This is a genomic window from Streptomyces sp. NPDC091377 (assembly GCF_044757045.1).
Classification (GTDB): domain Bacteria; phylum Actinomycetota; class Actinomycetes; order Streptomycetales; family Streptomycetaceae; genus Streptomyces.
The window spans coordinates 176,385-190,042 of record NZ_JBIVUE010000013.1 but is presented as its reverse complement, the minus strand read 5'-3'; the positions used below and the strand labels follow the sequence as shown (position 1 = coordinate 190,042).

At 72.2% G+C, this 13,658-nt stretch carries 10 protein-coding genes; 3 read left to right on the top strand and 7 right to left on the bottom strand.

The features are described 5' to 3' along the window. The first annotated feature begins 227 nt into the window (after positions 1–227). Genes ACIQNG_RS26745 through ACIQNG_RS26735 form a run of 3 tightly spaced genes read left to right on the top strand, consistent with a single transcriptional unit; the run spans position 228 to position 5,469 of the window. Positions 228–941 (top strand): hypothetical protein, encoded by a 714-nt coding sequence (locus ACIQNG_RS26745; RefSeq protein WP_401488475.1) that lies wholly within the window; start codon positions 228–230, stop codon positions 939–941. Further along, a complete protein-coding gene (locus ACIQNG_RS26740; RefSeq protein ID WP_401488473.1) occupies positions 938–3,181 on the top strand; it encodes an ABC transporter substrate-binding protein in 2,244 nt (747 codons plus the stop codon). Before ACIQNG_RS26745 ends, ACIQNG_RS26740 begins: the two co-directional genes overlap by 4 nt. Beyond that, positions 3,181–5,469, top strand: a complete 2,289-nt coding sequence (locus ACIQNG_RS26735; RefSeq protein WP_401488471.1) for a bifunctional serine/threonine-protein kinase/ABC transporter substrate-binding protein — start codon at positions 3,181–3,183, stop codon at positions 5,467–5,469. Before ACIQNG_RS26740 ends, ACIQNG_RS26735 begins: the two co-directional genes overlap by 1 nt. A gap of 81 nt (positions 5,470–5,550) precedes the next feature. Here ACIQNG_RS26735 and ACIQNG_RS26730 read toward each other — a convergent pair whose 3' ends face one another. The 7 genes from ACIQNG_RS26730 to ACIQNG_RS26700 form a co-directional block, all read right to left on the bottom strand. Then, positions 5,551–6,495, bottom strand: a complete 945-nt coding sequence (locus ACIQNG_RS26730) for a 2OG-Fe(II) oxygenase family protein (protein ID WP_401488469.1) — start codon at positions 6,493–6,495, stop codon at positions 5,551–5,553. Beyond that, positions 6,492–7,400, bottom strand: coding sequence for a 2OG-Fe(II) oxygenase family protein (locus ACIQNG_RS26725; protein WP_401488468.1), 909 nt, complete (start codon positions 7,398–7,400; stop codon positions 6,492–6,494). The genes ACIQNG_RS26730 and ACIQNG_RS26725 overlap by 4 nt, the downstream gene beginning before the upstream one ends. A gap of 64 nt (positions 7,401–7,464) precedes the next feature. Continuing rightward, a complete protein-coding gene (locus tag ACIQNG_RS26720; protein WP_401488467.1) occupies positions 7,465–8,406 on the bottom strand; it encodes a 2OG-Fe(II) oxygenase family protein in 942 nt (313 codons plus the stop codon). Then, entirely contained in the window at positions 8,403–10,076 is a 1,674-nt protein-coding gene (locus ACIQNG_RS26715; protein WP_401488465.1) for a cytochrome P450, read from the bottom strand. Before ACIQNG_RS26715 ends, ACIQNG_RS26720 begins: the two co-directional genes overlap by 4 nt. Continuing rightward, the gene (locus ACIQNG_RS26710; RefSeq protein ID WP_401488463.1) at positions 10,073–10,981 is read right to left on the bottom strand and encodes a 2OG-Fe(II) oxygenase family protein; all 909 of its coding nucleotides are present in this window, start codon (positions 10,979–10,981) and stop codon (positions 10,073–10,075) included. The genes ACIQNG_RS26715 and ACIQNG_RS26710 overlap by 4 nt, the downstream gene beginning before the upstream one ends. Then, the gene (locus tag ACIQNG_RS26705) at positions 10,978–12,099 is read right to left on the bottom strand and encodes a 2OG-Fe(II) oxygenase family protein (protein WP_401488461.1); all 1,122 of its coding nucleotides are present in this window, start codon (positions 12,097–12,099) and stop codon (positions 10,978–10,980) included. Before ACIQNG_RS26705 ends, ACIQNG_RS26710 begins: the two co-directional genes overlap by 4 nt. A 2-nt stretch (positions 12,100–12,101) precedes the next feature. Further along, positions 12,102–12,866, bottom strand: a complete 765-nt coding sequence (locus tag ACIQNG_RS26700; RefSeq protein WP_401488459.1) for a tRNA-dependent cyclodipeptide synthase — start codon at positions 12,864–12,866, stop codon at positions 12,102–12,104. Positions 12,867–13,658 lie beyond the last annotated feature (792 nt).

Sequence of the window (13,658 nt, the reverse complement as noted above, 5' to 3'; positions counted from 1 at the left end):
ACACCTGACGAGCTGATGGTCGAGGGGGATCCGTGGTCCTGCGGGGTGGAACGGCACGCCTCGGCGGTGCTGTCGTGGCGGGCGGATTACTGCTGGTCGCCTGTACGTCCGGCGGCGGCGACCCCGACCCACCGGCGACGGACAGACGGGACCGCACCCAGGTGCCCCAGTCTCCGCCCCCGTCCCCGTCCCCGTCGCCGTCCCCTTCCCCGTCGCCGGGGCAGGTCGTGGACATCGACCCCGCCAAGGTCCCCCGCACTCCGGCCCAGGCCAACGCCCTGATCCGGGACATCATCGCGAAGCCCGCCGCCTTCGGTCCCGGCACCGAGCGCCGGAGCCCGTACGAGAGCGATCCCCAGCGCTGGCCCGTCCTCGGCGACGACTGCGCCTGGGCACAGCGCCCGCTCCCCGACGATATCCTCGCCACCCTCACTCGCTCCTACGAGATCCCGGCGGCCGACGGCAAAGGCCCGCTGCGGCTCAGCGCCGTCGTCACCGTGCACCGCACCGCCGAACAGGCCGACTGGGAGAACGCCGAGGTCCTGGAGGAGATGATGCGCTGCCCCACCCAGCGGCTGCGCTCCGACGAGACCGTCACCTCCCTCAACGACGTCCCCGCCGCCCTCGGCGATCTGGGCAACGGGTTCGCCGACGACTCCCTCACCGAGATCGGCGAGTACACCCGAGCCCAAGAGGGCGGCTCCCACCCCTACATCTGGCGGCAGACCCGCATCGGCCAGTTCACCCTCGCCGTCTCCGCCAAGGGCGCCGAGGGCTGGTCGCGGACCGAACTGCTCGACCGGGTGCGTGATCCGCACATCGACATGGGCACCGGTCTCCGGGCCGCCGTCGAACGCGACCCGTCATCACCCGGCGTGAGCACCCCGCGGAGCGGAGACAGGGGCGAGACCGACGGCACCGCGGAAAGCGGCGCCTCATGACCCAGAAGCTCACCCCCACCGACCCCACCCGCATCGGTGGTCACCGGCTGCTCGCCCGGCTCGGCGCCGGCGGCATGGGCGTGGTCTACCTCGGCCGCGCCGAGTCCGGCGAACTCGCCGCCGTCAAGGTGATCCTGCCCGAGTACGCCGATCAGCCCGAGTTCCGCGCCCGCTTCCGCCGGGAGGTCGCCGCCGCCCGCCGGGTCGACAGCCCGTGGGCCGTGCCGGTCACCGGCGCCGACCCGGACGCGCCCGCGCCCTGGCTGGCCACCGCGTTCGTGCCCGGCCCCGCACTCGCCGAGGCCGTCGCGAACTGCGGCCCGCTGCCCACCCACAGTGTGCGGGCGCTCGGCGGGATGCTGGCCCGCGCGCTCACCGCCGTCCACGACGCCGGGCTGATCCACCGCGACATCAAGCCCGGCAATGTCCTGCTCGCCGTGGACGGGCCCCGCCTCATCGACTTCGGGATCGCCCGCGCCGCCGAGGAGACCGCGCTCACCTCGGCCGACATGGTGGTCGGCACCCCCGGCTTCCTCGCCCCCGAGCAGGCCCGCGCCGAGCCCGCCACACCCGCCAGTGATCTCTTCGCTCTGGGCTGTCTCCTCTCCTACGCCCGCACCGGCCGCCCGCCCTTCGGCACCGGGGCCGTCGATGCCCTGCTCTACCGCACCGTCCACGACGCGCCCGACCTCGACGGTGTGCCCGACGACCTGCGCCCGCTCCTCGAACGCTGCCTCGCCAAGGACCCGACCGCCCGGCCCACCGCCCGGGAACTGGACGACGCCCTCGCCGACGAGACGCCCGAGGCCACCGGCGACTGGCTGCCCGACCCCGTCGTACGGCTGATCGCCGACCGCTCCGCCGCGATGCTCGACCTCCCCGACATCGAAGCGACGGCACTCGATTCCTCAACGGACGGGCAGAGGCAGGAAGTTCCCCCCATCGGCCCGCCCACCCCGCACGCCGCCCCGTCCACCGACCCCTCCACCGACCCGTCCACCGCCCCGTCCACCGAACCCTCCACCGACCGCCCCGACACCGCACCACCCCCCGACCACCCGCGGCCGTCCCGCCGCCGCTTCCTCCTCCTCGGCGGAGGAGCCACGCTGCTCGCCGCCGGTGGCGGGGCCGCCGCCTGGGCCGCCCTGCGCGACGACGACCCCGGACCGGCCGCGTCCGGCGCCCGCCGCTGGGTGCTCGGCGTCCAGGCCGACCTCACCGGCCCCCAGCGCACCGTCGGACAGGCCCAGGAACGCGGAGTGCGGCTGGCCGTCGACGAGTTCAACGCCCGCGACGACAAGCCCTTCACGCTCACCCTCGGCACCGCCGACGACCGGGGCGACCCGCAGCGCGCCGCCACCGTCGCCCGCGAACTCGCCGCCGACCGCGACCTCCTCGCCGTCATCGGCTCGACCGGTGACGCCACCACCGGCGCGAGCCTGGACAGCTACGACGAACGGCTCGTCCCCCAGCTCACCGCCTCCTCCGCGCAGTCCGTCTACGGCACCTCCGAACCCCGCCACTTCCTCCAGGCCGTCCCCGGCTACACCCACCTCCCCACCACGGCCGCCGTCTCCCTGCACACCCAGGGCGCCCGGAGCGTCGGCGTCCTCATCGACCGCAGTGGCGGGACCCCGGCCTGGGAGCTGGGCCACGCGCTGTTCCAGAGCCTGGGCCTGCTGAAAGTCACCACGGAGCCGAGAGTCGTCCCCCGACTGGCCCAGGATCTGCGGCCGGTCGTCACCGGACTGCTCGCCGCCCGTCCCGACGCCGTCGCCTACACCGGCACCCCCGAGCGCGCCGCCACCGTCGCCCGCGCCCTGGCGGAGGCGGACTACGACGGACTGCGCGTCCTCGGCCACCCCGCCGCCCAGCCGCAGTTCCTCACCGCCGCGGGCGCCGCGGCCGACGGCTGGCAGACCTTCACCCCGTACATCGACCCGGGCGCCGAGCCCGTACGCGCCTTCGCCGCCGCCTACCGCGAGCGCTACGACGCCGCGCCCCCGTACTGGGCGGCCGAGGCGTACGACGTGGCCCGGATGGTCATCGCCCGGATCACCGAGGCCGGCGGCCGACCGTCCCGGAACCGGCTCTACGACCTGCTCGTGGGCGGCACGTACCGGGGCCTCGTGCGGACGTACGCCTTCGACAAGACGTACCGCTGGCTCACCGGTTACGAGGTCTTCCGCTACGAGGTGAAGGGCGGCCGGTACTCCTACGCGGGCAAGGTCGACATCTGATGCGGCCCCTGGTCGCCGACGACGCCGAGGAGATCGGCGGGCACCGGCTGCTGGCCCGGCTCGGCGCGGGCGGCATGGGCGTGGTCTACCTCGCCCGTACGCCGGGCGGGAGGCTCGTCGCGCTCAAGACGATCCGGGCCGAGCACGCGGCGGACCCGGCGTTCCGGGTGCGGTTCCGGCGTGAGGTGAACGCGGTCCGCGGACTGCGGGAGGCCCACGGGCCGGGCGCGCGCTGGGTGGTGCCGGTGCTCGCCGCCGACCCGGAGGCCCGGGAGCCCTGGCTGACCACGGAGTTCGTGCCCGGACCCTCCCTGGTCGAAGCAGTCGAAGCAGTCGAAGCAGTCGAACCGGTTGAACCGGTTGAACCGGTTGAAGCAGTCGAACTAGTCAAAGCAGACGAAATGCACGGCGGCTTCGGCGCGCTGCCCCCCAAGGCCGTACGCGCCCTGGGCTCCCGGCTCGCCGACGCGCTGGCGGCCGTCCACGACGCGGGGCTCGTGCACCGGGACGTGAAACCCGCCAACGTCCTGCTCGCCCTCGACGGACCCCGGCTCATCGACTTCGGGATCGCCCACGCCTCGGGCGCCACCGCGCTCACCGCCCCCGACGCCGTCGTCGGCACGCCCGGCTTCCTCGCCCCGGAGCAGGCCCAGGCCCGCGCCGGGGCGGTCGGCCCGCCCAGCGACGTCTTCTCACTGGGTGGGGTCCTCGCCTACGCCGCCTCCGCCCGCCGTCCCTTCGGCACCGGACTCGCGGCGGGCGTCCTCTTCCGTACCGTGCACGAGGCACCGGACCTCACCCGGGTCCCCGCCGAACTACGGCCGGTGATCGCCGCCTGTCTCGCCAAGGACCCCGCCGAGCGGCCCACCGCACAGCAACTCGCGCGAGCCCTGCGTGACCCGCGTGTCCCGCTCGGCCAGGACGGCGACGACTGGCTCCCGCCCGCCCTGCTGCGGGCCGTCGCCACCCGCTCGGCCCAGGCGCTGGACATCCCCACGCCACGCCGGGCCCCCCGCCCCCCGGCCACCCGCGAGGCACCAGCGGCACCGGCCCCCGTCCCCCAGGAAGCCTCCCGGAACGCCCCCGCCCCCTCCCGGCGCCGCGTCCTGCTCCTGGCGGGCGCGGCGGCCTCCGTGCTGGCCACCGGCGGCGGGATCACCGCGTACCGCGCCGCCACCGGGAACGGCGGCGCGGGTTCCGGAGCCGGCCTGCCGGTGCACACCCTCGGCTTCCAGGCCGACCTGAGCGGAGCGGGCGAGACGGACGGCGTGGCACAGGAACGCGGTGCCCGGCTCGCCGTACAGGCGCACAACGCCCGCCCCGGCATCACCTTCCGGCTCGCCCTGGAGCCCGCCGACGACCGCGGCGACCCGGCCCGCGCCGAACAGGCGGCCCGGCGGCTCATCGACGCCGGGGCGAGCGCGGTCCTCGGTCTCGCCACCCCCGCCGCGGCCGTCGCCGCCGCCCCGCACTACCAGGACGCCCGCACGGCCATGGTCCTCATCTCGGCGGACGGCGCCGAACTCACCGCACGGGACGAGCGGCTGACCACCCTGTGCGTCACCCGGGCCCCGGAGTCCTACCTGGTGCTGCCCCTGGCGTCGTATCTGACCGCCGAGCGACCCGTCGACCGCACCGCCGTGATCGACGACCGCGCGGCGGGCGGGACGGGCGCGGCCCTCGCCGCCCGGCTCGACCGGACCCCACCCAACGAGGGCGCGACCGGCGTCCACCCCGTGGCCGCCGACAGCGACGACTTCGTACCCGCCGTCCGCGCGGCCCTCACCGCGGACGCGCAGGCCGTCGTCCTCACCAGCACCTCGCCCGAACGGGCCGCCCGCTGTGCCCGCGCCCTCGCCGACGCGGACTTCACCGGACCGCGGCTGGGCACCTGGCACCTCATGCGCCCGGCCTTCCTCGAACAGGCCGGGGCAGCGGCTGAGGGCTGGCTGTTCGGTACGCCCTTCACCGACCCCGCGAGTGTCGCCGCCGGCTTCCGCACCGCCCACCGCGAGGCGTACGGCACCGCACCCGCCCGCTGGTCCCCGGAGGCGTACGACGCCGTGGGCCTCGTCGCCCGCGCCTTGGAGGAGCTGGGCGCGGGCTCCGACGTCGATCCGGGGGCGGTGGCGCAGCGCCTGTTCTCCGTCTCCTACGACGGCCTCGCCAAGCCGCTCCGCTTCACCGGCGACGGCACCCGCACCCTGGAACAGCGGACGGGCTACTTCCTCTTCCAGGCGCGGGACGGCGCGTTCCGCTTCCTGGGCCGCTCCGACGAACTCGGCTGATCCGCACCCCGAATCCCGAATCCCGCATCCCACATCCTGCCCGGCTGCCCGGCTGCCCGGCTGCCCGGCTGTGGCGCGGTCTCAGTACAGACCGCTCGTGTCCTCCCGGTAGGTGTTGTCGAGGATGTCGCTGAGGAAGGTCCCGAACTCCGACCGGAGGTGAAGGCCGCCGCCGCCCGGCTCGTAGGCGAACAGCCCAGGGCAGACCCTGTCGTCGAGACTGCTGTCGACGAAGAGGGCGTACGAGAAGCGGTCGGGCTTGGCCCCGCCGCTCGGTGGCTGGCGCACCACACGGTGGGCCACCGCGGCCACCGGTGTGGCGGTCCGCCGGGTCAGGATCTCCATCGCGCAGCCGAAGTTCACGATGAAGGTGCCGGGGACCGGGTCGATGGGCTGCCACTCGCCGTCCCGGTCCACCTCCAGTCCGCGCTCGGTGGAGCGCAGAACCGTCACCCAGCCGGAGTCCTTGTGGATGTTCAGGCCGCGCGCGGCCACCTCCGGACGGAAGTGGTTGAAGGTCAGGGTGTGGGTGCCGTGCGCGGTCATGCTGTGTCCGGTGGCCCGGTCCCAGAGTTCACGTGGCAGGTCGAGACGGGCGAGCACCGCGCGCTGCACGTCGAGCGCGAAGTCACGCATGCGCTCGGCCTGCCGGGCGAGCGAGGCCGGATAGACCTGGTCCCACCAGGCGCTCTCCAGGAAGAACTGTTCGGTCTGGTCGGCGTCGCGGCAGAAGTAGCCCTGGTGGCGGCCGAGCTGCTCGGCCGTCCAGCGGCGGAAGCCCCGGTACGGGTCCGGGTGCTCCACGGCGGGGATCGCCGGGTCCTCGGCCGGGAGGTAGAAGGAGCGGGCGAAGCGGTCCCCCGCCGACAGGTCCGTGCCGGCGGGCTGCCGCACGTAGAAGAAGCCGTCCTTCAGCGCGCGCTGGAGTCCGTCCTCGACGGTGAAGTGCAGCTCACCGGCGCGCAGTTCGGCCAACTGCCAGCCCTGTAGCGCGAGGGGACGCGGGTGTCCCGCGGCCGTGCTCATACGCGGGAGTGGAAGTCGTAGCCGAGCCTGCCCGCCTTCTCCACCGAGAAGTCGCGGAAGCTCTGGTACTCCTGCAGTCTTCCCGCGGTGTCGTACTGGTAGAGCGGCATGTCGTAGCGGGGTCCCATGTAGACCGTGAACGAGGAGCGGTCCGGGATGCCCGCGTCCGGGCGCAGTTCCGGCACCCGGTGGTAGACGGCGGTCACCGGCCCGGGAAGTTTCCTGGTCAGCACCCGGAAGGCGTCGCCGAGGTTGACGGTGAAGTGGCCGGGGCGCTCGCGCACCGGCAGCCAGCGGCCTTCGTGGAGGATCTCGTAGCCGGGCTGGTCGGTGCAGATCGTGGTGATGAACCCGCTGTCGGAGTGCTCGACGATCCCGGCGCGGTCACTCAGACCCGCGCGGTAGTGGTTGACCGTCGTGTAGCACAGGCCGGTGTCCTGCGGGGCGCCACCGGTGATGACGTCCCGGTCGCCCTCGGGCACTCCGGCCGCGTCGAACACACCGTAGAGGATGTCCAGGGTCAGCCGCCGCATGCGGCGCAGCACCGCGGTGACCTCGTCCGGCAAGTACTCCTGCCACAGGAAGCTCTCCAGTTGGAGCTGTTCGACCTGGTCGGGCCGGTCCTCGTAGCCCAGCTTGGAGGCGGGGTGGCCGTGGTCGCGGTGGCCCCGGTGGCGGTCGGCCGGATCACCGGTCCCCGGCTGGTAGAAGGTGCGGCAGAAGCCGAGTCCGGCGCGCACGTCGAGATCCTCGGGGACGGCCACGTTGAACGCGCCGATGGAGAGCGCCCGTTCGGTGTCGTCCGCGGTGGCGAACCGCAGGGTGCCCGCGTCGACCTCGGCCGCGGGCAGGACGAGGTGTGCCTCCTCCCGCTCCTCCCGCCGCGCCTGTGCCGTGTCCGTCATGGTGCCACTCCCGTCCTGATCGGATTCCAGCGGTGCCGTGCCCGGGGCGTCCGGGTCGCCCGCGCTACAGCGCGCCGTCGTTGTCATAGGTCCGGCTCACCTCCTGGGCGGCGAAGTCCGCGACCGACTGCACGGGGTGTGCCGTGCCGTTGTCGAGCCGGTAGACGGTGCCGTCGAGGGCGGAGTCCAGGAACGTCACGTACGAGATGCGGTCGGCCCGGCCCGCCGGGCGCTCGGTGGAGACCACACCGTGCACGTTCGCCCGCACGGGCCGTGGCAGGCCGGAGGTGAGGACTTCGAGCGAGCTGCCGAAGTTCACGATGAAGTGGCCCGGCTCGGGGTTGATGGCGCCCAGCTCGCCGTCGATGAGCGCGAGGAGGCCCGGCTCGAAGGAGCGGAGCACGGTCACCCACCCGGAGTCCCGGTGGAACTTGCAGCCGCGGGTCTCCTTCCGCGAACGGAAGTGGTTGAAGGCGAGCATCTGGTGGCCACCGTTGTCGCACAGGCCGCCGGACACCTCGCTCCACAGGTTCCGCGGCACCTCCACGTGCCGCAGCACCGCGCGCAGGACGGCGACGCCGAGGCCGGTCATCCGATGGCCGAGCCCGGTGACCTCGGGCGGCAGCAGCGCCCAGTTCGCCCGCTCGATGTAGAAGTTCTCCCACTGGTCGTGCTCGCGGTCGAAGTAGCCCTGGTAGGTGCCGGGGACGTCGGTGTGGCGGTAGCCCCGGTAGGTGTCCAGGTCGTCGCCGGCCGGCTCCTCGTGGAAGTGCGCGGCGAACCGGTCCCCGGGGCCGGTGTCGAGACCGTCGGGGATGCGCAGCAGGAAGAAGCCCTGGGCCAGGGCGCGGTCGAAGCCTCCCTCGCGTTCGAAGAGCAACTCGTCCCCGTCGAACCAGGAGCGTTCGAGGTCCACCGGCGGATAGGTGGCCCGGGCCTGCCGCTCGCCGGGCATCGGCGGCAGCCGGACCGGGGCCCTTACGGTGGGGGAGTCGGCGGTGGTCATGGGGTGGGCTCCCTCGGGGTCGCGGGATCGTGTGGTGTGCCGGGACCGGGCAGCGCGCCTGGCTCGGGTGGTGTGGCTGACTCGGGTGGCGCGCCTGGCTTCGGTGGCGCGCCTGGCTTGGGTGGTGTGGCTGACTGGGGCAGCGTGCCTGGCTCGGGCCGGATCGTGATGCTTCCCGGTCGTGCCGGGCGTGGCATGGACGCGTGGTGCTTCAGCCGGAGATCGGTGTCCCGCGTGCTGACCGCGTAGCGGCCGTACAGCTCCGTGAGGACCACGGACTGCATCCGCACGGAGAAGATCCGGCCGGGACACTTGCGGGGGTTGCGGTCGGCGTTGACCATGCTGAACGAGTTGATCTCGTAACGGCCGCGGGAGAGCAACGAGGAGACCGTCTCCCGGTCGGAGCGGACGATGGCCTCGATGTTGGCCGGGGTGAAGCGCCGCGGCTCGGGGAAGACGGCGGGGTCGCGGTTGGCCTGCCGCCGGTCCAGCCACATCATGGTCCCCGCCGGCACGGTCACCGAGACGCCCCGGTGGCGCAGGGCGAACGGCTCGGTCGTACGGCGCCACAGGGCGCTGGGATTGCTGCCGCCGAGGCGTACGGCCTCCAGGACCGCGAGGTCGATCACGGACGGTGCGGCGCCCGCGCGCGGAAGCGGATCCGCGTACGGGCAACCCGCCCCGGCCGCCGCCGCCCCCGTGCCGCGCCGGGCCTCCGCCACGACGGCGTCCTTGACCCGGGGCGCGGCCTCCACATAGCCGATCGCCCACATCAGGCTGAGCGCCGTCGTGTCGTACGTGGCGACGATCACCGTGCCCAGCTCCTTGACCCGCGCCGCGTCGAGCGCGGCCACGGACCGCCGGGTGAAGGGCAGTTCCCACAGGTCGAAGTGGCGCCGGATCAGGTTGGACCCGGGCGCGTCGGCCAGGGCGTCGAAGTTGTCCGTCAGCAGGTCGCGCACGAACGGCACGATGACGTCGAACTCGCGCATCGCCGCCGGGTTGTCGTTGCTGATGACGTCGGAGGCGAGGTCGAAGAAGCCGCGCACCACACGGCCGTACTCGGCGGAGTCCAGGTACGCGGGCAGCGGTCGTTGGGTGAGATCGAGGACGCCGGGGATCATGCTGTCCACGTACGCCGTCAGGGACAGTGTGAAGTCGTCCAGCGGGACGGTCCGACCGGCAGCGCCGCGGAGGTGGTCGGCCGTGTACCGCCGGACGGCGGGTTCCAGGCGCTCGACGAACTTGGCGCTGCCGAGGGAGCGTTCGACCACGGCCCGCTTCCCCGGGCGGTCCGGGTGGTCGTGGGGCAAGGAGCCCATGAAGTCGCCGAACAGCTCGCGGTTGGCGTCGGTGGAGGGCGCGAGGGCGTCGTCACCGATGAGCGGCGCGTTGGTGATCTGGTAGACGGCGAGCTTCCGGCCCATCCAGAAGGTGCACAGACCGCCGTTCTCCTCGGCGCGGGCGCTGATGCCGGAGGCACGGAAGTAGTGCGAGGCGGGCTCCCCGCGCACCACGGTCGCCTCGTGGAACGCCGGGGCGTGGCCGTGCAACCGGCTGGGCCCGTCGTGGTGGGCGACGACCCCGGGGAAGGGTGGGCCGGGTGACTGCGGCAGGGCGATGGTCCCGCCCTGGCGCGGGGCGCCGCGGCGGTCCGCCGAGAGGCTCATGTCGTACCGCCTCCGCCCGCGTCGACGGCCTCGGCGATACCGAAGTCGGCGTGCCGGTCGGACCAGGTCCGCTCGTTGAACTCACGGAGGAAGTCCTCGGAGCTGCGCACCGGTGCGGCCGAGCCGTCCTCGCGCACCTGGTGGAGGTCACCTGTGGCGGGGGGATTGGCGAAGGCCGCGAAGGAGAAGCGGTCCGCGGCGCCCGGGACCGGGGCGCACTGCCGCACCTGGTGCAGAAGGGCCCGCACCGGGCGGTCCAGGGCGGCGGTGAGCAGTTCGAACGCGCCGCCGAAGTTCACCACGAAGTGGCCGGGCACCGGGTCGACGGGCACCCAGACGCCGTCGACGGACGCCTCCAGGCCGGGCTCCTCGTTGTAGAGCACGGTCACGAATCCGGTGTCCTTGTGCGGGGCGCAGCCCAGCTGGGCCCGCTCCGACCGGTAGTGGTTCGCCGCGAACCAGTGGGTGCCGAGGCCGTCGACGGCACCACCGGTGACCTCGCTCCACAGCTCGGGCGCGATACCCAGCTCGGTCATCGCCGCACGCAGCACCAGCAGCGTCAGCGCACTCATCCGCTCGGCCATGGCGTGCAGTTCCGGTGGGAAGTGCCGGGTCCGGCCGGGGCCGTCGATGAGCACGTGCTCGGTCTGGAAGTGCTCCCGGTCGAAGTAGACGCCCGGCACCTCCTTGAAACCGCGGTACGCCCGGGTGGCCGCGGGGCCGTCCTCGGGTGCCCGGTGGAACTCGCGGCACAGGGTGATGCCCGGCCCCGGATCGAACCCGGCGGGCAGGGCGAGCAGGAAGCACCCGTCCCGCAGGGCCCGGGACAGGCCGTCGGCGGCGTCGAAGCGCAGGCCGGTCCCCGACCCGGCGGCACGCTGGAGGGTCATCGTGTCTACGGTCATCGGCGGACGTCCTTCGCGATGGGGCGCCCCTCGGCGCGGCCCGGGGCGGTGGGGGTGCCCGACCCGCCCGGCGAGTCCGGAGCGTGCGGCGAGTCCGGTGCCCCCGGGGATTCCGGTGCGCCGGAGGAGTGCGGTGAGCCCGAGGAGTCCGGTGTGTGCGGTCGGTCCGGCGCGTCCGTGCCGGCGTAGATCTCGTAGTCGTTCTCGTCGATGAGTTCACGCGAGCCGCAGACGCGCTCAAGGCCACCGCTGTGTACGTAGCGGTAGATGCCCTCGTCCTCCCCGGGCAGGCAGCCGCTGGAGCTGAAGTGCCCGAAGCTGGAGCGGTCGTCCTGCTGGCGGGCGACCCGGTGCATGATGGCGGCCACGGGCATACGGCTGCCCGCGGTCAGGATCTCCATGGACAGGCCGAAGTTGACGATGAAGCAGTCCGGCTCGGCCGGGACGGTCTCCCAGTGGTCCTCGCGGCTGACTTCGAGGCCCGGGGCGGTCGTCCGCAGAATGGTGAGGAACCCGTCGTCCTTGTGAGAGCTGAGCCCGATGTCCTCATGCGCGGGCCGGTAATGATTGAACGTCAGATGGTACGAGCCGGCGCACTGTGAGCACCCGCCGGTCGCCCGCCGCCAGTCGCGCTCCGGTATGCCCACGGCGGAGAGCACGGAACGCAGAACCTGCCGCGACAACCGGGTGAGCGACTCACCCAGGTCGGTGATCTCCGGCGGATAGACGCCGGCCCAGAACCGGCGTTCGAGGAGGAACTGCTCGATCTGGTTGATCCGCTGGTGGAAGCCGAGCAGCGGATCCCCGAAGTGGTCGCTGCCGAGGTCGCGGAACCGGCCGTACGGCGCCGCCACCGGACCCTCGTAGAACTGACACGCGAACGCGTCGCCCGCCGACACATCGATCTCGGCCGGGATCTCCAGGAGGAACACGCCGTCCCGGAATGCCCGGCTGCGCGCCCCGGAACCACCGAAGTCCAGCACCCCGTCCACCGCACGGGCCCTTTCGAGGAATGCCTCTCCGAGCGCGGGTCGGTCGGGCGAGCGTTTCTCGTAGACGTCCCGGTATATCTTTCCCCGGCGTATTTCAGGGATCAGGTCATGAGCTTCGGCTGCCATGCTCACCGGCCTTTCAGATGGAGGGAGACCACGACGAGGTCACGCAGCTCTTCCGGGGCTCCCGGATGCTCGCCCTTGGCTATCTCGGACAGGGTGCTGAACGATCCCGGATACACCATGACCGGCAGCCCTTGTTCTTTGAGGCAGGCGAAGACGGCGAACTCTTCGAGAAAGTAGTCGCTGGACATCCGGATGCGTTTTTCCCATTCGGCCTCACTGATGCCGTCGGCCCGCTTCCGGTGATAGGCGTGACCGAACGACTCGACCGAGGAACGGAACGCGTCATCCTCGTCGAAGAACGCCCGCAACTTGCTGTGGAACTCGGCGTACCTCTCGCCGGCCTGTACTTCACCGCAGGTCAGGACGGTGAACTCGGTGCTCTCGCGGTACTCTTCGAAGACCTTCTCCGTGGCCTCCACGAAGCGCCGGCCAAGCTCCAGAGCCTGTTGACCGGCACGGTCGGGAGGAAGCCCCTGAGCCGACTCCAGAGTGAGCCGGTGAATGCTGTCGCCGATGAGAACGGTGCATCGCCCGAACCTTCGGGAGATCCACTTGACCATGCTCGTGAGTTTGGGGATGGTGAAGTTGCTGTTCTCCAGGCTGACACCCAGAAAACATGTTTCGTACTGCTCGAAGGTGTCCCTGCTCGAATCCGGGGAAACCGAGGCGATCTCCGCCTTGTAGCGCGTCCTGCGGGTGGGGGCTATCCGGCGTACCGGAGAAGCGGTCCGCTGCGCATCTAACGACATCACATCCGCCTGATCCATGGGGGGAGTGGTGCAGGAATGGAATTCGTCTGCCGCATGAAATTACTAACAGGAGGTCGAACCCAAAGCCAAGGCCCAGGGTGGCGATCAGGCCGCCCCGCCGAGCGGTCGAGTTTCTCGACCGATTTACGGTCACTGACCAGGTACTTGGTCGACGCGACGGCATGAACCCGACCGGGCGGTACGGACGGTGACCGCCTGGGCGTGCCAGGTGTGATCGGTGGGGCGGTGGTGAGAGTGCACTCGATCCCGCCGGACGGCCGGGGCGCGGCGCTCAACTGGGGTTTTCGTGGCGCGAAGGTCAGCAGAGCGACTCCGCGCGTTCGGGAGCGAGGAGCACCCCGAGGTGACCGGAAAGTCACAGTCCGCTGCGGGGGCGGAGATGGCCGATTACTTTCCTCCCGCCTGGCAGAAAGTCATATAGCGGCAGTTCGGCGCTGATTCATCACATCTACCGAATTCTGCCGAACTCCGGGTCCGCTCAGGGACGGGTTGGCAAGCGCCCGAGGGTCGGTTACGGTGATCTCGTCCCGACCGTCCGTCAGAGCACGGACCTGCGTAAGTGACCCATGCATCGGTCCCGTCGACGTGACACATCGGACTTCCCGTGGGCAGCCCCTTCATCCCGGCCCCACTTCTTCGCCCTCTCCCTCTCCCGCAGCGGCGCTCCGTGCCGAAGAGCGCACGTCAGCTGCGACCTCCCCCCCGCCTCACCAGCGTCCCCTGCCGCCGCACGGCCATGCGACGGCAGCAAGAACCACCCCCCCCGGAGGGGCCGACCATGAGGAGAAG